A 17,993-nucleotide genomic window follows, 5' to 3' on the forward strand; every position below is an offset into this window, starting at 1 on the left:
CGGGAACTGGTGTTTTCAGTGGCTGTGGGGTGTCTTGTGCGGCGCCGTTGTGGCTGGTCGCGCCCACGCGGCGGAGCCGCATATCGATACAGTCCCGCGCCCCTTCGGGCATGCCTGCGCACAGGGAGAGGCGATGTTGCACCATGTCGAGCTGTGGGTTCCCGACCTGTCCCGTGCGGTACGGGAATGGGGCTGGCTGTTCGACCGGCTGGGCTGGCTGCCTCACCAGGAGTGGGAGCGGGGCAGGAGCTGGCGGGCGGGGGAGACGTACGTCGTGGTCGAGCAGTCGCCGGCGATGACCGGCGTCGACCACGACCGGCTGCGGCCAGGGCTCAACCACCTCGCGTTCCACGCGGGTTCGCGCGCCGACGTGGACGCGCTGGCCGAGGCCGCGCCCGGGCACGGCTGGCGGCCGCTGTTCGCGGAACGGTATCCGTATGCGGGTGGGCCGGAGCACTATGCGGCCTACCTGGTCAACTCGGACGGCTTCGAGGTGGAGTTGGTGGCGGTGTAGGGCGGTGCGGTGCCGCCGGGGGGCTCGGGGCGACGGGCCCGCCGGGACACCCCGGCGGGCCGGTCTCATCGTGCGGCTACTTCCATTCGAGGCCCCACACGTTGCTGTTCTTCTTCACCGGGGCGGTGATCCACTTCGACCACACGATCTTCTCGTGGTACTTGCAGTTGCCGTCGTAGTAGTACGTGTACTTGGTGGCCTTGAACTTCTTCGACTCGTGGAACATCGTCATACGGACCTTGGTCTTGCCCGCCTTGTTCTTGGCGGGGATCGAGTAGGTCCAGTTGCTGGTCTTCGACCAGGAGCCGCCGACGGTGACGCTGAACGAGGTGCTCGCCTTGGCGAAGATCGCGCCGGCCTCCGCCTCGATGCCCGCGGTGCCGCTGGCGTTGACCTCGGCGGTCTTGGCCTCGTTGTAGGTGAGGGTGCCGCCCAGGTTGTCGTACATCCACTCGCTGTGCAGGTTGGTCGGCTTGCTCACGGTGGACTTGTTCGTGATCCGGTAGCCCTTCCCCGGGCTCGGCGCGCAGGCCGCGGAGGCGGGCGCGGCGGCGAGGGTCACCACGCCGCCGGCCAGGAGGGCGGACACCAGCGCGGAACTCACGATTTTCTTCATCGGGTTGCATTTCCTTCGGTTGGTCAATCCGATTGGGCTGTCGCTGTTCGCTGTCGCCCGAGGCGCAGCGGAAGATTGGCCGCGTGGTCGGCGGCTTGGCAACTGCAATGCCCGGTGCGGGCGTTGGCTTCGGTCGGCGCTGGGAGAGTCAATCGCGCAAAAGGGGATAAGCCGCCGCTTTGATTTGCCGGGTCCGCCCGAATGGCCCCATGATTTGCCTGGCCGCATGTGATCCGGGCCACATCTGGCTGGGATATGCATTCCTCGGTATAAGGCTCGGTGAACGCCCCGGACTTGCTCGGGACTTGCTCGGGACTCTCCCAAGAAGGGAACCGTGAGTGGTCTCTCCGCGTCTTTCCCGCGACCAAGAAAACGGGGAGAAGCGATGGGAATTCCGTACAACGGAGAGGCGTGGAGCGGGCCTCTCGGCGCGGCGGTGCGTGCCCGGCGTGTGGAGCTGGGGCTGACGCAGCAGCGGCTGGCGTCGCAGGCCGGTATGAGCCAGGGCGCGCTGTCGCGCCTGGAGTGCGGGAAAGGGGTGCCCACCCTGCCCCTGCTGGAGCGGCTGGCGGCCGCGATGGCGGCGAGCCTGCTGATCGCGCTGTCGCCGCGCGGTGACGTCCGGGTGGCGTTCCGGGCGCCGGTGCCGCCGGCCGGCTGACGCCTTCCGCCGCCGTGCCGTACCCCCGTACGAATGGGTGGTCCGTCCCGCATACGGGGGCCCTTGATATGCAATTGATCCACTTTGCGGCGATATTGGCCGATAACGGATCAGGGCAGTCAAGAGGAGGCATCCCATGCGTGGAGCCACGCACGCCAAGTGGGCCGCATGCGCGGCGGCGGTGGTCCTGGCGGCGACGGCCTGCGGAGGCGGTGGCGACGGCGGCGGTGCCGGCGGCGCGGTGCTCAGCTCCTCCTGGGGCGACCCGCAGAATCCGCTGGAGCCGGCCAACACGAATGAGGTGCAGGGCGGCAAGGTCCTCGACATGGTCTTCCGCGGCCTGAAGCGGTACGACCCGGAGACCGGCGAGGCCGAGGACATGCTCGCCGAGAAGATCGAGACGGACGACTCACAGACCTTCACCGTCACCGTCAAGGACGGCTGGACCTTCAGCAACGGCGAGAAGGTGACGGCGAACTCCTTCGTCGACGCCTGGAACTACGGCGCCAGCCTGAAGAACAACCAGCGCAACGCCTTCTTCTTCAGCGCCATCGAGGGCTACGACAAGGTCCACCCCGAGGAGGGCGCCCAGAGCGCCGACACGCTGTCCGGTCTGCGGGTCGTCGACGAGCGGACCTTCACCATCACGCTCAACCAGAAGTTCTCCACCTTCCCCGACACCCTCGGCTACACCGCCTTCTCCCCGCTGCCGCGGGCGTTCTTCGACAACCACGCGGGCTGGCTGGCGAAGCCGGTCGGCAACGGCCCGTACACCGTCCAGTCGTACGCCAAGGGCTCCCAGATGTCCCTCAGGAAGTGGGAGGACTACCCCGGCGACGACAAGGCGCAGAACGGCGGTGTCGACCTGAAGGTCTACACCGACAACAACACCGCCTACACCGACCTCCTCGCCGGCAACCTCGACCTCGTCGACGACGTGCCGGCCGCCCAGCTGAAGAACGTCCAGAACGACCTCGGCGACCGCTACCTCAACACCCCGGCCGGCATCATCCAGACCCTGGCCTTCCCGTTCTACGACAAGAACTGGAACACCGAGGGCTCGGAGAAGGTCCGCAAGGGCCTGTCCAGGGCGATCAACCGGGAGCAGATCACCGAGACGATCTTCCAGAAAACCCGCACCCCCGCCAAGGACTGGACCTCACCGGTGCTCGGCGAGGACGGCGGCTACGACCCGGACCTGTGCGGGGACCTGTGCGAGTACGACCCCGACGAGGCGAAGAAGCTGATCGAGGAGGGTGGCGGCCTGCCCGGCGGCCAGGTCAAGATCTCGTACAACGCCGACGCCGGCTCCCACAAGCAGTGGGTCGACGCGGTCTGCAACTCCATCAACAACGCCCTCGACAACACCCGCGCCTGCGTCGGCAACCCCATCGGCACCTTCGCCGACTTCCGCAGCCAGATCACCGAGAGCAAGATGAGCGGCCCCTTCCGCGCCGGCTGGCAGATGGACTACCCGCTGATCCAGAACTTCCTCCAGCCGCTCTACTACACCAACGCCTCCTCCAACGACGGCAAGTGGAGCAACAAGGAGTTCGACGACCTCGTCGACCGGGCCAACGCCGAGACCGACCAGGGCAAGGCGGTCGACCTCTTCCAGCAGGCCGAGGAGGTCGTCCGCGACAACATGGCCGCCATCCCGCTCTGGTACCAGAACGGCTCGGCCGGCTACTCGGAGCGGCTGTCGAACGTCAAACTCAACCCGTTCTCCGTCCCGGTCTACGACGAGATCAAGGTCAGCTGACCCGCCATGGGGCGCTATGTCGTCCGCCGGCTGCTCCAGATGATCCCGGTGTTCATCGGGTCCACGCTGCTGATCTTCCTGATGGTCAACGTGATGGGCGACCCCGTCGCGGGCCTGTGCGGCGAGCGGCAGTGCGACCCGGCGACCGCCGCGCAGCTGCGCAGGGAGTTCGGGCTCGACAAGCCGGTCTGGGAGCAATACCTGACCTACATGGGGAACGTCTTCACCGGCGACTTCGGCACGGCGTTCAACGGCCAGGAGGTCACCGAGCTGATGTCGACGGCGTTCCCCGTCACCATCCGGCTCACCGTCGTCGCGATCCTCTTCGAGATCGTCATCGGCGTCACCCTGGGCGTCATCACCGGCCTGCGGCGGGGCCGCCCCGTCGACACGGGCGTCCTGATGCTCACCCTCGTCGTCATCTCGGTCCCGACCTTCGTCACCGGACTGCTCCTCCAACTGCTCCTCGGGGTGAAGTGGGGCTGGATCCGGCCGTCGGTGTCCTCCGCGGCGCCCTTCGACGAGCTGATCCTGCCCGGCCTCGTCCTGGCCTCCGTGTCACTGGCGTACGTCACCCGGCTGACCCGCACCTCCATCGCGGAGAACCGGCGCTCCGACTACGTCCGTACGGCCATCGCCAAGGGCCTGCCGAGACGACGGGTCGTCACCCGGCACCTGCTGCGCAACTCCCTCATCCCCGTCGTCACCTTCATCGGCGCCGACGTCGGCTTCCTCATGGGCGGGGCGATCGTCACCGAGCGGATCTTCAACATCCATGGTGTGGGCTACCAGCTCTACCAGGGCATCCTGCGTCAGAACACACAGACCGTCGTCGGTTTCGTGACCGTCCTGGTGCTGGTGTTCCTGGTGGCCAATCTCGTCGTCGACCTCCTGTACGCGGTACTCGACCCGAGGATCCGCTATGCCTGAGCAGCCGTACGACCAGGACAGGGCGATCGCCGGCACGGGCATGGGAGGCGCGATGGACCTCGGCGTCGACGAGGCGGAGACGCTGGAGAGGACACCGGGTGGCCCCGAAGGCACCGGCCCCCAGACCAAACCCCGCAGCCTCTGGTCCGACGCCTGGCGGGACCTGCGCCGCAACCCCGTCTTCATCATCGCCGGCCTGATCATCCTCTTCCTGGTCTTCATCTCCCTGTGGCCCTCGGCCATCGCCTCCGGCAGCCCCCTGCGCTGCGACCTCGCCCGCGCCCAGGAGGGCTCCCAGCCCGGCCATCCGTTCGGCTTCGACGGACAGGGCTGCGACGTCTACACCCGCACCGTCTACGGCGCCCGTACGTCCGTCGCGGTGGGCGTCCTCGCCACGCTCGGGGTCGCGGTCCTCGGCAGCGTCCTCGGTGCGCTCGCCGGCTTCTTCGGCGGCGTCTGGGACTCGGTCCTCTCCCGCGTCACCGACATCTTCTTCGCGATCCCCGTCGTCCTGGGCGGTCTGGTCCTCCTCTCGGTGGTCACCAGCAACACCATCTGGCCGGTCATCGGCTTCATCGTCCTGCTCGGCTGGCCCCAGATCGCCCGCATCGCCCGCGGCTCCGTCCTCACCGCCAAGCAGAACGACTACGTCCACGCCGCCCGCTCCCTCGGCGCCTCCAACTCCCGCATGCTGCTCCGCCACATCGCGCCCAACGCGGTCGCCCCGGTGATCGTGGTCGCCACCATCGCCCTCGGCACCTACATCGCGCTGGAGGCCACCCTGTCCTTCCTCGGCGTCGGCCTCAAACCCCCCAGCGTCTCCTGGGGCATCGACATCTCCGCCGCCTCCCCCTTCATCCGCAACGCCCCCCACGCCCTCCTGTGGCCCTCCGGTGCCCTGGCCATCACCGTCCTGGCCTTCATCATGCTCGGCGACGCGGTCCGCGACGCACTCGACCCGAAGCTGAGGTGACCCCCGGTGCTGCTACTTGAAGCGACCGCCGCCCATGAGGCTTTCCCCGGCCGGGCGGCGCTCGGCGTGGCCTTCGCTGTAGCGCCAGGTGGGAGGGGCGGCGGCGTCGGACGGTCGCCTCTCGCCCGGCGCGGTCCGGCGGCTGTGGGTCGGCGGTCCGGCGGCCGTGGGTTGGCGGGGAGTCCGAGCCCGGTCCTTCGTCCTGCCCGGCGGCGCGGTGGTGCGCGGCGCTCTCGATCCCAAACTGAGGTGACAGTGTCCGTGCTGCTCGAAGTACGTGGTCTCCAGGTGGAGTTCAGCACCCGGGACGGTATCGCCAAGGCCGTCAACGGGGTCAGCTACAGCGTGGACGAGGGGGAGACCCTCGCCGTGCTCGGTGAGTCGGGGTCCGGGAAGTCGGTGACCGCGCAGGCGATCATGGGGATCCTGGACATGCCCCCCGGGCGGATCACCGGGGGCGAGATCCTCTTCAAGGGGCGCGATCTGCTCCGGCTCAAGGAGGACGAGCGGCGCAAGGTGCGCGGTGCCGAGATGGCGATGATCTTCCAGGACGCGCTGTCGTCGCTGAACCCGGTGCTGTCCGTGGGCGACCAGCTCGGCGAGATGTTCGTCGTCCACCGGGGCATGTCCAGGAAGGACGCCCGCGCCCGCGCCGTGGAGCTGATGGACCGGGTCCGCATCCCGGCCGCGAAGGAGCGGGTGCGGCAGTACCCGCATCAGTTCTCCGGCGGTATGCGCCAACGCATCATGATCGCCATGGCGCTGGCCCTGGAGCCCGACCTGATCATCGCCGACGAGCCGACGACCGCCCTCGACGTCACCGTCCAGGCCCAGGTCATGGACCTGCTCGCCGAACTGCAGCGCGAGTACGACATGGGCCTGATCCTCATCACCCATGACCTGGGCGTCGTCGCCGACGTCGCCGACAAGATCGCCGTGATGTACGCGGGCAAGATCGTCGAGTCGGCGCCGGTGCACGACATCTACAAGGCCCCCGCACACCCGTACACCAGGGGCCTGCTGGACTCCATCCCGCGCCTCGACCAGAAGGGCCGGCAGCTCTACGCCATCAAGGGCCTGCCGCCCAACCTCATGCACATCCCGCCGGGCTGCCCCTTCCACCCGCGCTGCCCGATGGCCCAGGACGTGTGCGTCACGGACGTACCACCGCTGTACGAGGTCTCCGCGACCCGGGGCAGCGCCTGCCACTTCTGGAGGGAGTGCCTCAATGACTGAGCCGATCCTCGAAGTGAGCGGGCTGTTCAAGCACTACCCGCTCACCCAGGGCATCCTCTTCAAGAAGCAGGTCGGCGCCGTCAAGGCCGTCGACGGCGTCGACTTCACCCTCGACCAGGGCGAAACCCTAGGCATCGTGGGCGAGTCCGGCTGCGGCAAGTCCACGGTCGCCAAGATGCTGGTCAACCTGGAACGGCCGACGGCGGGGCGGATCCACTACAAGGGCGAGGACATCACCAAGCTCTCCGGCCGCGCCCTGAAGGCGGTCCGCCGCAACATCCAGATGGTGTTCCAGGACCCCTACACCTCCCTCAACCCGCGTATGACGGTCGGCGACATCATCGGCGAGCCGTACGAGATCCACCCGGAGGTCGCGCCGAAGGGCGACCGGCGCCGCAAGGTCCAGGAGCTGCTGGACGTCGTCGGTCTCAACCCGGAGTACATCAACCGCTACCCGCACCAGTTCTCCGGCGGCCAGCGCCAGCGCATCGGCATCGCCCGCGGCCTGGCCCTGCGCCCCGAGGTGATCGTCGCCGACGAACCGGTGTCCGCGCTGGACGTCTCGGTCCAGGCCCAGGTCGTCAACCTCCTGGACCGCCTCCAGGACGATTTCAACCTCTCCTACCTCTTCATCGCGCACGACCTGTCCATCGTCCGCCACATCTCGGACCGCGTCGGCGTAATGTACCTGGGCCGCATCGTCGAGACCGGCACCGACGAACAGATCTACGACCACCCCACGCACCCCTACACCCAGGCCCTGCTCTCCGCCGTCCCCGTGCCCGACCCGGAGGCCCGTGAGCACCGCGAGCGGATCCTGCTCGCCGGCGACGTCCCGTCCCCGACGAACATCCCCTCCGGCTGCCGCTTCCGTACCCGCTGCTGGAAGGCCCAGGAGCGCTGCGCCCTGGAGGTGCCCCTACTGGCGGTCCCGGAGGCGTTCCAGCACGCGTCCGGCCCGGCCGTGCACGACTCGGCGTGCCACTTCGCGGAGGAGAAACAGGTGGTTCCCCCGGAAGAGCCATAGGGACGGCAACGAGCCGGGGTGACATGGCGCACCCCGGCTCGTTTACGGCACCCGCACGGCCGTACGCTGTTCAGCGTCGCGCGTCCGTATATCGGTACGGCTTCCACCAAGTTGCCTGCGTGTTAACGCAGTTCATGTGCGTTTGTGCGGTTATCGCATCCCCAGTGCCCGCTTGAGGAACTCCACCTGGAGCAACAGCAGATTCTCGGCGACCTGTTCCTGCGGGGTCATGTGCGTGACGCCGGACAGCGGCAGCACCTCGTGCGGCCGGCCGGCGGCCAGCAGCGCCGAGGACAGCCGCAGGGCGTGCGCCACGACCACATTGTCGTCGGCCAGCCCGTGCACGATCATCAGCGGCCGGTGCGGCTCGGCCGGCTCGGACAGCCCCTCGTCCGTCACCAGCGAGCTCCGCGCGTACGCCGTGGGCTGCTCCGCCGGGTCGCCCAGGTACCGCTCGGTGTAGTGGGTGTCGTACAGCCGCCAGTCGGTGACGGGCGCGCCCGCGATGCCCGCGTGGAACACGTCCGGCCGGCGCAGCACCGCCAGCCCAGCGAGCCAGCCGCCGTACGACCATCCGCGGATCGCCACCCGGGACAGGTCGAGCGGGTGGCGCTCGGCCAGGGCGTGCAGCGCCTCGACCTGATCGTCCAGCGAGACGGTGAAGTCGCCGTGCACCCCCTTCTCCCACGCGGGCGAGCGCCCCGGCGTCCCGCGTCCGTCGGCGACGACCACCGCGAACCCCTGGTCGGCGAACCACTGCGAGGTCAGATGCGCGTTGTGCGCGGCCAGCACGCGCGGCCCGTGCGGGCCGCCGTAAGGGTCGAGCAGGACGGGCAAGGGCGTGGAGGTGTCACGGGGGTAGTCCGTAGGCATAAGCAGGGCGCACGGGATCCGGCGTGCGCCCCCCTCGGTGAGCTGTACGCGCGGCGACAGCCGGGGCTCCTCCGCGTACGACGCCACCGTCGCCGTCTGCTTGCCGTCCCGCAGTACCCGCACCCGACTGCCCGGCCGGTCGAGCGTCGCCGACACCAGTACGATCACGCCCCCGGCGCGCACCGCCGAGTGCACGCCGGGTTCCTCGGACACCCGCTCGACCCCGAGTTCGTTGACGCGGTACACATGCACCTCGCCGATCTCCGGCCGCGCCGGGTCCGCGTCCTCCCCGGCCGAGGCGGAGACCAGTACGTCGTCGTCGGACACGTCCAGCACCGCCCGTACATGCAACTGCGCTCCGGTGAGCGGCCGTTCGCCCACCGCGAGGACCCGCGCACCCCCCTCGTCGGCGATCCGGACCAGCTGTCCGGAGGGGCTCCAGCACGGCACCCCGGCGAAAAGATCCAGCCAAATCGGATCTTGATCGGCATGCACCATCCGGGTCGATCCGGAGTCGGTGTCCACGGCCAGATACAGCTGGCTGCGCTGATCGCGCGCCTGTACGAGCAGCAGTGGCGCACCCGCCGCTGACCAGTGCACTCGCGCCAGATAGGGGTACCGCTCCCGGTCCCAGCGCACCTCCGTCCGGTCCCCGTCGAGGCCGAACAGGAACAGTCGTACGTCCGCGTTGGCCGTCCCGGCCGCCGGGTACGGGACGTGGTGTGGGTCACGTTCCGGCTGGGCCGGATCCGAGATCCACCACCGCCGCACCGGCGTGTCGTCCACGCGCGCGACCAGCAGCCGGTCGGACTCGGGGGACCACCAGAAACCCCTCGACCGCCCCATCTCCTCGGCCGCGATGAACTCGGCCATTCCATAGGAAACCGACTCCCCGTCAGCCTCGGCGACGACCCGGTCACCCTCCCCCTCGGCCCCCACCACCCGCAGAGCACCCCCGCTGACATAGGCGACGTACCGCCCGTCGGGCGACGGCCGCGGGTCGATCACCGGCCCCGGAACGGGCAGTTCACGCGCCGTCCCGGCCCTCAGCTCGGCCGTGAACAGCCGCCCTGACAAGGCGAAAGAGGCCAGCTCCACGGCGTCGTCGGTGGCGTACCCGACGATGCCGGCACCCCCCTCACGACTGCGCTCCCGGCGCGCCCGCTCCGCCGGCGACAGGTCCTCCGTCGCCCCGCCCAGCAGGGCGTACGGATCGGCGGCGATCCGTTCGGAACCGTCCGCCGGATCGAGCACCCACAGCGCGTTGGCGCGGTCCGTACCGGACCCGGAACGCAGGAACACGACGCGCGAGCCGTCCGGCGCGGCGGCGAACGAACGCGGCGCGCCGAGGGTGAATCGCTGGGTACGGGCGTGCTGTCGGGGGAACGAGTATGTCTCGTGCTCTGCCTCGGTCGTCATGCTCCGACCCTATTGGCGATGATTGGCCATGCGCCCCCTTGCGCGTCCGTGCGCCGACAGATGCGCGCGTACTCATAGTTATGATCACTAGCGCTGTGTGGGTATGAACCTGCTGGCTGTTGTATGTGTTTACAAGTTCACCCGCTCTGTTTCCCCCACGTACCCGGGTTCTTGGAGGTGAGCCGCCGTGGCACTCTCGATTTCGGCGGTGGTGCTGCTGGCGATCATCGTCTTCTTGTTGATCAAGAAGTCAGGGCTGAAGGGCGGTCACGCCGTCGTCTGCATCCTGCTCGGCTTCTACCTCGCTTCCTCGACGATCGCCCCGACGATCAGCGACTTGACGACGAGCGTGGCGAGCATGATCGGCAGCATCAAGTTCTGACACGGTTCCGCACCTGCCCGGCATCCGGGGCCATAAGCTTGACGGCTCCGGGACAACTGCAGGGCTGGAGCGGGGGCGCGTGAACGGACACAACGCTGACGATCGGCTGCGGGCGCTGGCGAAGGCATCGCCCAACTTCGGGCGGCTGTACCAGTACCAGCCGCTCCTGGCCATCTATGGCTCGCAGGCGGAACTCACGGTGTTCACCAACCCGAACGCCGCCTATGTGAGCGCCGGGCAGTTCGGCGAGGTGCTGGCCGAGGAGTTCGTCACTCGGACGGGCACGCGCGTCGAGGGCACGACCCAGTTCGACCGCCTCAATGCGCTCACGCGAGCGGGTGTGCTGGTCGGCTGGAGCCGCGACGCCTTCGACAGGCTGCGCCGAGGCCGTAACGACGCCGCGCACAACCACGTCTTCGACACGACGAAGGCGCTTGAAGCCCTGAAGTTGTGCTGGCAACTGGGCGACCTTTTCGACCGGGCCATGGGCGGAACCCGGGCGGTCTCTGCGTTCGTCCCGCCGACACTGCAGGCCGACGTGCCGTCGGCCGACCCCGAGGAGATCGCGGAGCTTCAGGAGGCGCTGGAAGGGCATCGCCGTGCGCTGGCAGAGTCGCGCGTCAGGCTGTCCGAGACCAGCGACCGTCTTGAGGCCGAGCAGAGAGCCCGAGCTGAGGCGGAGCGCCTCATCGCCACCGTCGAGCAGGCCAAGACCGCGTATGCCGAGCAGATAGAAGAGCTGCGGGCGCAGGTCGCCGAACTGCGTGCGGCTCACCAGGAGCAGTACGACCGCGAGCGCCTCAAGCCCCGCAAGGTCGCCTCTGCCGCCCGCGAGGCCATCGTCGAGCGCGCGCAGCGCCCCGCGCCGCTCAACGAGGTGCAGGCACGCAAGAAGATCGACGCGATGCTGACCAAGGCGGGCTGGCTGATCCAGAGCAAGGCCGAGGCCAACCCGCTCGCGGGCCGGGGTGTCGCCATCGAGGAGTTCAGCCTGGCGACCGGTCGCGCGGACTACGTGCTCTACGTCGACGGGAAGATCGTGGGCGTCATCGAGGCGAAGCGCGAGGGAACGCCCCTTGCCGGGGCGCTGGCCCAGAACGAACGGTACGCGGCAGGGGTGCTCAAAGAGCACGCGATGGCCGTGTGGCGCCGGGAGGAGCCCTTCGCGTTCCGCTACGTCAGCACAGGCGCGGAGACATACTTCCTGAACCGCGTCGACCCTGACGCCCGTTCCCGCGAGGTCTTCGCGTTTCACCGGCCCGAGACGCTCGCCGCCTGGATGAAGCGGGCGGATGAGGAACCGGAGACGCCCACCTTCCGCGCGGCCCTGCGCACCAGCATGCCGCTCCTGGAGACTCATGGCCTGCGCATGGCTCAGGTCGACGCCATCACGGGCCTGGAGGGCTCGCTGGCCGCCGACAGGCCGCGCGCACTCATCCAGATGGCGACGGGCGCCGGCAAGACCTTCACGGCCGTCACAGAGACGTATCGCCTCCTGCGGCACGCGGGCGCACGCAGGGTCCTCTTCCTGGTCGACCGCAACAATCTCGGTCGGCAGGCCCATGCGGAGTTCGACAAGTACCGCACGCCTGACGAGAACCGGAAGCTCACCGACCTCTACAACGTCGACATGCTGGGCCGGGGCGGGCTTCAGGAGACGTCGGCCGTCGTGATCTCGACGATCCAGCGGATGTACGCGCTGCTCAAGGGCGAGGAGCTGCCTGATGGCCTGGAGACGGACGAGCCGGAGACGAACGAGGCGGCCCCCAAGGGCCGCGAGAATGCCTCGAACCTGGACGAGACCTACGCGGCGGACGAGCCCATCACGGTCGAGTACAACCGGGACGTCCCGATCGAGTCCTTCGACGTGATCGTGATCGACGAGTGTCACCGCTCGATCTACGGACTGTGGCGCGGCGTCCTGGAGTACTTCGACGCCCACCTGGTCGGCCTCACGGCCACGCCCACTCGACAGACCAAGGGCTTCCTCGACAACAACATGGTGTCGAAGTACACGTACGAGCAGGCGGTGGCCGACGGCGTCAACGTCGACTTCGACATCGTGCGCGTCAACACCACCATCAGGGACGACGGCGGCGCGAAGATCGAGAAGGGGACGACCGTTCGTATCCGCGACCGCCAGACGCGTGCTCAGCGCTACGAGGAACTGGACGAGGACTTCGAGTACACCACCGCGCAGCTCGGCCGCACGGTGATCACCGAAGACGAGATCCGGGCCGTGCTGACGACCTACAAGAACAACTGGCAGCGGTGGTTCCCGGGTCGCGCGGACCTTCCAAAGACGCTGGTGTTCGCGGCGGGCGACGATCACGCCGAGGAGGTGCTGAAGCAGGTCAAGGAGGTCTTCGGCCGCGGAGACCAGTTCGCGAAGAAGATCACGTATCGGTCGCGGCAGAACGGGGAAGACCCGGACGCACTGATCAACGACCTGCGAAACTCCCCTCGCCTGCGGGTGGCGGTCACGGTCGACATGATCGCCACAGGCACCGATGTGAAGCCGCTGGAGTGTGTGATCTTCCTCCGAGCGATCAAGAGTCCGGTCCTGTTCGAGCAGATGAAGGGCCGGGGCGCTCGCTCGATCGACGCCGACGAATTGAAGGCAGTCACGCCGGATGCCGCGCCTGACCTGACGAAGGACCGTTTCCTCCTGATCGACGCCGTGGGTGTCACGGACTCTCCGCTGGTGGATGCCAGGCCGCTGATCCCGGCAGGGGAGAAGAGCGTCTCGCTGGCGAAACTCCTCGACAAGACCGGCACGCGGTCACTGACGGCGGACGAGGCGGAGACGCTGGCGCGACGGCTGGCCCGTATCGACCGCCAGTTGGGAGCGGAAGAGAAGGGGCTGCTGATTCAGACCTCGGGAGGTGTCGGCCTGGCCGACCTTGCGCGCCGGATCACCGACGCGGTGGACGTGGACACCCAGGACCGTGCCCGATACGAGGGTGGCGCGGAGCTTGCCCAGAAGCTTGTCCAGGACGCCGTGGCACCCCTGACCCGCAACCCGGAGCTGCGGAAGCTGATCCTGGAGATCCGCCACCAGCAGGACCTGACGTACGACGAGACGACCGAGGTGCGGGTCACCGAGATGCGTGAGATACCGCGCACGGAGAGGGCCCGCAAAGAACTCGCCGAGTGGAACTCGCTCCTGGAGAAGGAGCAGCGGGACGAGAACGCCGCGATCCGGGTGGCACTGGGCAGCGGTGCGAGAGTCAGCCCGCGCGAGGCGAGGGACGCCCTGAAGGAACTCGCGGGCAAGATCCGCGCGACGAACCGTGCCTGGACGGCGGGCGTCCTGTGGGACCACTACGAACAGCTCGGCAAGGCGGCGGCGAGCCCCGGCAAGGAAGCCGGCCTCGGTGACCTGATGAGGCTCATCCGTTATGAGCTCGGTGCAGACGACGAGCTCCGCCCGTACCGTACGGTGGTCGAGGAGCGCTTCGAGGGCTGGCTGCTGCGGCAGCAGCAGGCGGGTGTGGAGTTCACCGAGGACCAGCTGTGGTGGCTGGAACGGATAAAGGACGCCATCTCCAACGACATCGGCATCGAGCCGGGGGACTTCGGAGTCGCTCCCTTCACCGAGCGCGGCGGAGGCCGGGGCTTCATGCGGGCGTTCGGGGACAAGGACAAGGCGTTGGAACTGTTGGATGAGCTGAATCAGGAACTGGCTTGAGTGTGAGCGTGGACGGGGAGAGGGCACTTCCGGCGGGGTGGGCTTGGAGCACCCTGCAAGACCTGCTTGCGTGCGAACCGCGTGCCATAACGGATGGACCATTCGGCTCAAACCTGAAGTCAGCCCACTACACGGATTCCGGTGCTCGCGTCATTCGACTACAGAACGTTGGTGATGGGGAGTTCCGTGATGAGCGTGCCTACATCAGCCTCGAACACTTTGAGACGCTGCGTGCCCATGAGACCGTTGCAGGCGACTTGCTCCTTGCTTCGCTGGGAGAGACGCTGCCGCGCGTCGCCATTCTTCCGAAGCTCGACGAACCGGCCATCGTGAAGGCTGACGTTATTCGCGCGAGGCTACATCCGGAAGTTCTGACTAAATGGGTCTACTACGCTCTACTTGCGCCGCAGACACGTGGATATGCCGGTGCGCTGATCAAGGGGGTTGGACGACCTCGACTGGGCATGGCTGCGATGAAGGCCATCCCGATCCCTGTTCCGCCGTTGCCGGAGCAGCACCGCATTGTCGAAGCCCTCGAAGAGCAGCTGTCGCGACTGGACTCAGGCTCATCCACCCTTCAGTTGACGCGCAAGCGGCTGGAGGGGCTCAGGAAGAGAGTTTTGGTCTCGCTGATCCCGGAGGAGCTTCCGGAATCATGGCGGATGACCACGGTTGAGCAGGCGGGTACTCTCGAACTCGGACGGGCGCGGCACCCTGATTGGCATCATGGCCCAGAAATGCGCCCGTACTTGCGAGTGGCCAACATCTTCGAAGACCGAATCGATACCACGGATGTCATGGAGATGGATTTCTCTGGAATCTGGGAAAAGTATCGGTTGGAGCCAGGAGACGTGCTGCTTAATGAGGGTCAGAGTCCGCACCTCGTAGGGCGTCCAGCGCTGTACCGAGGGTTCCCTAAGAATGTCGCTTTCACGAACAGTTTGATTCGCTTCCAGGCCGGTGAGGGCGTGCTGCCCGAGTGGGCGTTGCTGGTCTTCCGTAGGCATTTGCATGCAAAGCGGTTCATGCGTGAGGTGCGCATTACGACGAATATCGCCCATCTCTCGGCTAAACGGCTGAAGACGGTTGAATTTCCGATTCCTCCCCTCGACGTTCAGGAGAAACTGGTCCAGCGCTGCGACGAGTTGTTGAGTGGTATTGCTGCCATGGACCAGGAAGTCCACAACGGCTTGAGGCGGGCAGAAGCCCTACGGGCTGCCCTACTGGAGCGGGCGTTCACCGGGAACCTCGTCACGCAGCGGCCCGAAGACGAACCGGCTGCTGCTGCTCTAGCCCGCATCGCCGCGCAGCGCGCAGCGCAGCCCAAAGCCATGCGTACACGCAAGATCACAGCCAAGAAGGCCGCGGTACCGCGAGCCGCCGCACTCGCCCCCGAGCCGACCCCCGCCCCCGCGCTAGCCGTACAGCAGGAGTTCGACCTGTGACCGCCCTCGTAGACGCCCAGGACCAGCAGCCCGCGAACGAGTCGGCCGCAGCGACCGCCAAGGCCGTGGCGCAGACGAACACGCTCGTCTCGAAGCTCTGGAACTACTGCAACGTCCTCCGTGACAACGGCATGTCCACCATCGAGTACGTCGAGCAGCTCTCCTACCTGCTCTTCCTCAAGATGGTCGACGAGATCGAGAACGACCCGTGGGACGGGCAGGACATGAGCGCGATCGTGCCTGCCGAGTACAACTGGAAGTCGCTCGTCGGAAAGCGCGGCGCGGCCCTGGAGAAGCACTACCGCGACACGCTGGAACACCTCCGCAGCAAGCCCGACACCACCATCGGCACGATCTTCGCCGATGCCCAGAACCGAATCACCAAGCCGGCCCTCCTGGAGAAGCTGGTCGTCGAGCTGATCGGTCGCGAAGAGTGGACGATGACCGGGACGGACCTCAAGGGCGACGCCTACGAGGGCCTGCTCGCGAAGGGCGCGTCGGACACGAAGACCGGCGCCGGCCAGTACTTCACCCCCCGGGCCCTCATCGACGCCATGATCGACGTCACACAGCCCAGCCCGGAAGACACGATCACCGACCCCGCCTGCGGCACAGGCGGCTTTCTGATCGCCGCGCACGCCTACATCCGCGACCACCATATGAAGAAGATGTCGCTGGACGAGCGGAAGGCATACGACAGCGGCCGCAAGATCTGGGGCAACGAACTCGTCACCGGCACCGCCCGCCTCGCCGCGATGAACATGCTCCTCCATGGCATCGGCAAGAGCGACGGCCCCAGCCTCATCCACGTCGGCGACGCCCTCGCCGACAAGCCCAGCGGGAAACACGCCACCCTCGTCCTCGCAAACCCGCCCTTCGGCCGTAAGTCCGCCATCACGGTCATCGGTCAGGACGGCGAGGTCGAGAAGGAGGACATCCAGTACGACCGCGACGACTTCACCGCGACGACCACCAACAAGCAGCTGAACTTCCTTCAGCACATCATGTCGCTCACGGCGGTCAACGGCCGTGCTGCCGTCGTCCTCCCCGACAACGTCCTCTTCGAGGGCGGCGCAGGTGAAAAAGTCCGCCGCAAGCTGCTGGATGAGTTCGATCTGCACACCATCCTGCGGTTGCCCACCGGCATCTTCTACGCCGGCGGTGTCAAGGCGAACGTCCTCTTCTTCGACAAGAAGCCCCCGCGCGCCGACGGCAAACCGCTCACGACCGAGACCTGGGTCTACGACTTCCGCACCGGCCAGCACTTCACCCTCAAGCAGCGCCCCCTGACCCGCGCCCACCTCGACGACTTCGTGGCGGCCTACCGACCCGGCGAGCCTCGCTCGTCCCGAGCGGAGTCGGAAGACGAGAACGGCCCCTTCAAGAAGTTCAGCTACGAGGACCTGATCGCCCGCGACAAGGTCAACCTCGACATCACATGGATGAAGGACCCCGCCCTCGACGATGCCGACAGCGATCTGCCGCCCGAGGTGATCGCCGAGGAGATCGTCCGCGACCTCCAGTCGGCCCTGAACGAGTTCACCGCCATCGCCCGCTCGCTGGGCGGTGAGGTCGACGTGCCGGAGGCCGATGTCGAGTAGCAGGTTCGAGCCTGTGAAGGGCGGCCGACCTGCAGGTGTCCCGTGTGTCCCTGGAACCGGCGCTGTCGCTTCTCGGTAGACGGCTAAGAGTCGTCCCATTGGTCAGTCTGCGGTAATAGATGAGGCTGCAGGCGATGGCGGCGAAGGTCAGGAAGTGCTCGGCCTTGCGTTCGTAGCGGCGGTGCAGACGGCGGCAGTCGCCCAGCCAGGACATCGTGCGCTCGATCGTCCAGCGGTGCCGGCCGAGCCGGGTGGAGGACTCGATGCCCTTGCGGGCGATGCGGTGCCGGATGCCTCGCTTGCGTATCTTCTACCCTTTGCCGGGGCGGCTGAGCAGGGGGGAATTGGCGATGAGCATGTACTTCGAGCTCGGTGACGAGACGCTATGGAACCCGTCGAATGGTGTCGGCCGCCTCTTCCTGCGGCAGGTCGAGGTCTTCGAGGCGGAGCTCAAGCTGCCCTCGGGAAATCAGCCAGGGCAAGTATTGGGGTGACCCAGACACACTCGAGGTCGATCCGGCTGTGTACGCGGAGTTCACGCGCGGCCTGGTCGCCTGGCACTGCCGGACGAGGCACTCTGTGATCCTCGCGCTCTCCGAGGGGTTCGTGGCGGCGGCGGTCGCGCTCGTGTGGCGCGCGGGAATCGAGGTGGAGGTGCCCGAACCGGGATCCGGCCATGTGTGTGGTGGCGTCCAGCGCGACGTGCAGGTTCCCGGCAGTCCCCGGACGGCGCCAGCCGCTGTCGTCACCGCGCTGCGCACGCGGGCGCGGGAGGTAGAGCGCTGGATGGCCCGCTGAGTCGGTGCGTCCAAGACCGCCCCATGCCGACCCAGAACCCTGGACCAGCTTGCCATTTCTGCCTC

General features: G+C 67.5%; 15 protein-coding genes and 1 pseudogene. 13 read left to right on the plus strand and 3 right to left on the minus strand.

What is annotated here, in order from left to right; genetic code table 11:
* Window positions 1-133: 133 nt before the first annotated feature.
* Complete coding sequence (locus ACH5AC_RS02420; RefSeq protein WP_398859694.1) at window positions 134-514, plus strand: VOC family protein; 381 nt, start codon at window positions 134-136, stop codon at window positions 512-514.
* Window positions 515-590: 76 nt separating this feature from the next.
* Here ACH5AC_RS02420 and ACH5AC_RS02425 read toward each other — a convergent pair whose 3' ends face one another.
* Window positions 591-1,130 carry a hypothetical protein gene (locus ACH5AC_RS02425; protein WP_398859695.1) on the minus strand — a complete coding sequence of 180 codons (540 nt, stop codon included), beginning with the start codon at window positions 1,128-1,130 and terminating at the stop codon, window positions 591-593.
* Between the two features lie 385 nt (window positions 1,131-1,515).
* Between ACH5AC_RS02425 and ACH5AC_RS02430 the strand changes: the two genes are divergently transcribed.
* The 6 genes from ACH5AC_RS02430 to ACH5AC_RS02455 all read left to right on the plus strand — a co-directional run bounded on the left by ACH5AC_RS02430 (window position 1,516) and on the right by ACH5AC_RS02455 (window position 7,719).
* The gene (locus ACH5AC_RS02430; RefSeq protein ID WP_398859696.1) at window positions 1,516-1,791 is read left to right on the plus strand and encodes a helix-turn-helix domain-containing protein; all 276 of its coding nucleotides are present in this window, start codon (window positions 1,516-1,518) and stop codon (window positions 1,789-1,791) included.
* A gap of 136 nt (window positions 1,792-1,927) precedes the next feature.
* Window positions 1,928-3,553 (plus strand): ABC transporter substrate-binding protein, encoded by a 1,626-nt coding sequence (locus ACH5AC_RS02435; protein WP_398859697.1) that lies wholly within the window; start codon window positions 1,928-1,930, stop codon window positions 3,551-3,553.
* A gap of 6 nt (window positions 3,554-3,559) precedes the next feature.
* Window positions 3,560-4,483 carry an ABC transporter permease gene (locus tag ACH5AC_RS02440; protein ID WP_398859698.1) on the plus strand — a complete coding sequence of 308 codons (924 nt, stop codon included), beginning with the start codon at window positions 3,560-3,562 and terminating at the stop codon, window positions 4,481-4,483.
* On the plus strand, window positions 4,476-5,456 hold the full coding sequence (locus ACH5AC_RS02445) for an ABC transporter permease (RefSeq protein ID WP_398859699.1): 981 nt from the start codon (window positions 4,476-4,478) through the stop codon (window positions 5,454-5,456). The genes ACH5AC_RS02440 and ACH5AC_RS02445 overlap by 8 nt, the downstream gene beginning before the upstream one ends.
* Before the next feature lie 261 nt (window positions 5,457-5,717).
* The gene (locus ACH5AC_RS02450; protein WP_398859700.1) at window positions 5,718-6,692 is read left to right on the plus strand and encodes an ABC transporter ATP-binding protein; all 975 of its coding nucleotides are present in this window, start codon (window positions 5,718-5,720) and stop codon (window positions 6,690-6,692) included.
* Window positions 6,685-7,719 carry an ABC transporter ATP-binding protein gene (locus ACH5AC_RS02455; RefSeq protein WP_398859701.1) on the plus strand — a complete coding sequence of 345 codons (1,035 nt, stop codon included), beginning with the start codon at window positions 6,685-6,687 and terminating at the stop codon, window positions 7,717-7,719. Before ACH5AC_RS02450 ends, ACH5AC_RS02455 begins: the two co-directional genes overlap by 8 nt.
* A 150-nt stretch (window positions 7,720-7,869) precedes the next feature.
* On the opposite strand, the gene ACH5AC_RS02460 is transcribed toward ACH5AC_RS02455, so the two are convergent.
* Window positions 7,870-10,011 carry a prolyl oligopeptidase family serine peptidase gene (locus ACH5AC_RS02460; RefSeq protein ID WP_398859702.1) on the minus strand — a complete coding sequence of 714 codons (2,142 nt, stop codon included), beginning with the start codon at window positions 10,009-10,011 and terminating at the stop codon, window positions 7,870-7,872.
* 187 nt (window positions 10,012-10,198) lie between these two features.
* On the opposite strand from ACH5AC_RS02460, the gene ACH5AC_RS02465 reads away from it, so the two are divergent.
* The 4 genes from ACH5AC_RS02465 to ACH5AC_RS02480 all read left to right on the plus strand — a co-directional run bounded on the left by ACH5AC_RS02465 (window position 10,199) and on the right by ACH5AC_RS02480 (window position 17,130).
* Entirely contained in the window at window positions 10,199-10,393 is a 195-nt protein-coding gene (locus tag ACH5AC_RS02465; RefSeq protein WP_073498771.1) for a hypothetical protein, read from the plus strand.
* Between the two features lie 79 nt (window positions 10,394-10,472).
* Entirely contained in the window at window positions 10,473-14,084 is a 3,612-nt protein-coding gene (locus ACH5AC_RS02470; protein WP_398859703.1) for a DEAD/DEAH box helicase family protein, read from the plus strand.
* A 2-nt stretch (window positions 14,085-14,086) separates the two neighbouring features.
* On the plus strand, window positions 14,087-15,529 hold the full coding sequence (locus ACH5AC_RS02475; RefSeq protein ID WP_398859704.1) for a restriction endonuclease subunit S: 1,443 nt from the start codon (window positions 14,087-14,089) through the stop codon (window positions 15,527-15,529).
* Window positions 15,526-17,130 (plus strand): N-6 DNA methylase, encoded by a 1,605-nt coding sequence (locus ACH5AC_RS02480; protein WP_398859706.1) that lies wholly within the window; start codon window positions 15,526-15,528, stop codon window positions 17,128-17,130. The genes ACH5AC_RS02475 and ACH5AC_RS02480 overlap by 4 nt, the downstream gene beginning before the upstream one ends.
* Before the next feature lie 97 nt (window positions 17,131-17,227).
* On the opposite strand, the pseudogene ACH5AC_RS02485 reads toward ACH5AC_RS02480, so the two are convergent.
* A pseudogene (locus ACH5AC_RS02485) lies at window positions 17,228-17,437 on the minus strand (transposase); the annotation flags it as partial.
* 43 nt (window positions 17,438-17,480) lie between these two features.
* On the opposite strand from ACH5AC_RS02485, the gene ACH5AC_RS02490 reads away from it, so the two are divergent.
* A complete protein-coding gene (locus tag ACH5AC_RS02490) occupies window positions 17,481-17,624 on the plus strand; it encodes a DUF6086 family protein (protein WP_398859708.1) in 144 nt (47 codons plus the stop codon).
* Window positions 17,625-17,652: 28 nt separating this feature from the next.
* Window positions 17,653-17,928 carry a DUF6086 family protein gene (locus tag ACH5AC_RS02495; protein WP_398859709.1) on the plus strand — a complete coding sequence of 92 codons (276 nt, stop codon included), beginning with the start codon at window positions 17,653-17,655 and terminating at the stop codon, window positions 17,926-17,928.
* The last annotated feature ends 65 nt before the right edge of the window (window positions 17,929-17,993 follow it).

The organism is Streptomyces sp. NPDC018693, from assembly GCF_044391385.1.
GTDB lineage: Bacteria > Actinomycetota > Actinomycetes > Streptomycetales > Streptomycetaceae > Streptomyces.

What these genes read in the sequence shown, in the direction of transcription:
- ACH5AC_RS02460 (WP_398859702.1), bottom strand. Translation starts at nt 10,011, where the DNA reads ATGACGACCGAGGCAGAGCACGAGACATACTCGTTCCCCCGACAGCAC.
- ACH5AC_RS02435 (WP_398859697.1), top strand. Translation starts at nt 1,928, where the DNA reads ATGCGTGGAGCCACGCACGCCAAGTGGGCCGCATGCGCGGCGGCGGTG.
- ACH5AC_RS02455 (WP_398859701.1), top strand. Translation starts at nt 6,685, where the DNA reads ATGACTGAGCCGATCCTCGAAGTGAGCGGGCTGTTCAAGCACTACCCG.
- ACH5AC_RS02430 (WP_398859696.1), top strand. Translation starts at nt 1,516, where the DNA reads ATGGGAATTCCGTACAACGGAGAGGCGTGGAGCGGGCCTCTCGGCGCG.
- ACH5AC_RS02445 (WP_398859699.1), top strand. Translation starts at nt 4,476, where the DNA reads ATGCCTGAGCAGCCGTACGACCAGGACAGGGCGATCGCCGGCACGGGC.
- ACH5AC_RS02420 (WP_398859694.1), top strand. Translation starts at nt 134, where the DNA reads ATGTTGCACCATGTCGAGCTGTGGGTTCCCGACCTGTCCCGTGCGGTA.
- ACH5AC_RS02425 (WP_398859695.1), bottom strand. Translation starts at nt 1,130, where the DNA reads ATGAAGAAAATCGTGAGTTCCGCGCTGGTGTCCGCCCTCCTGGCCGGC.
- ACH5AC_RS02490 (WP_398859708.1), top strand. Translation starts at nt 17,481, where the DNA reads ATGAGCATGTACTTCGAGCTCGGTGACGAGACGCTATGGAACCCGTCG.
- ACH5AC_RS02440 (WP_398859698.1), top strand. Translation starts at nt 3,560, where the DNA reads ATGGGGCGCTATGTCGTCCGCCGGCTGCTCCAGATGATCCCGGTGTTC.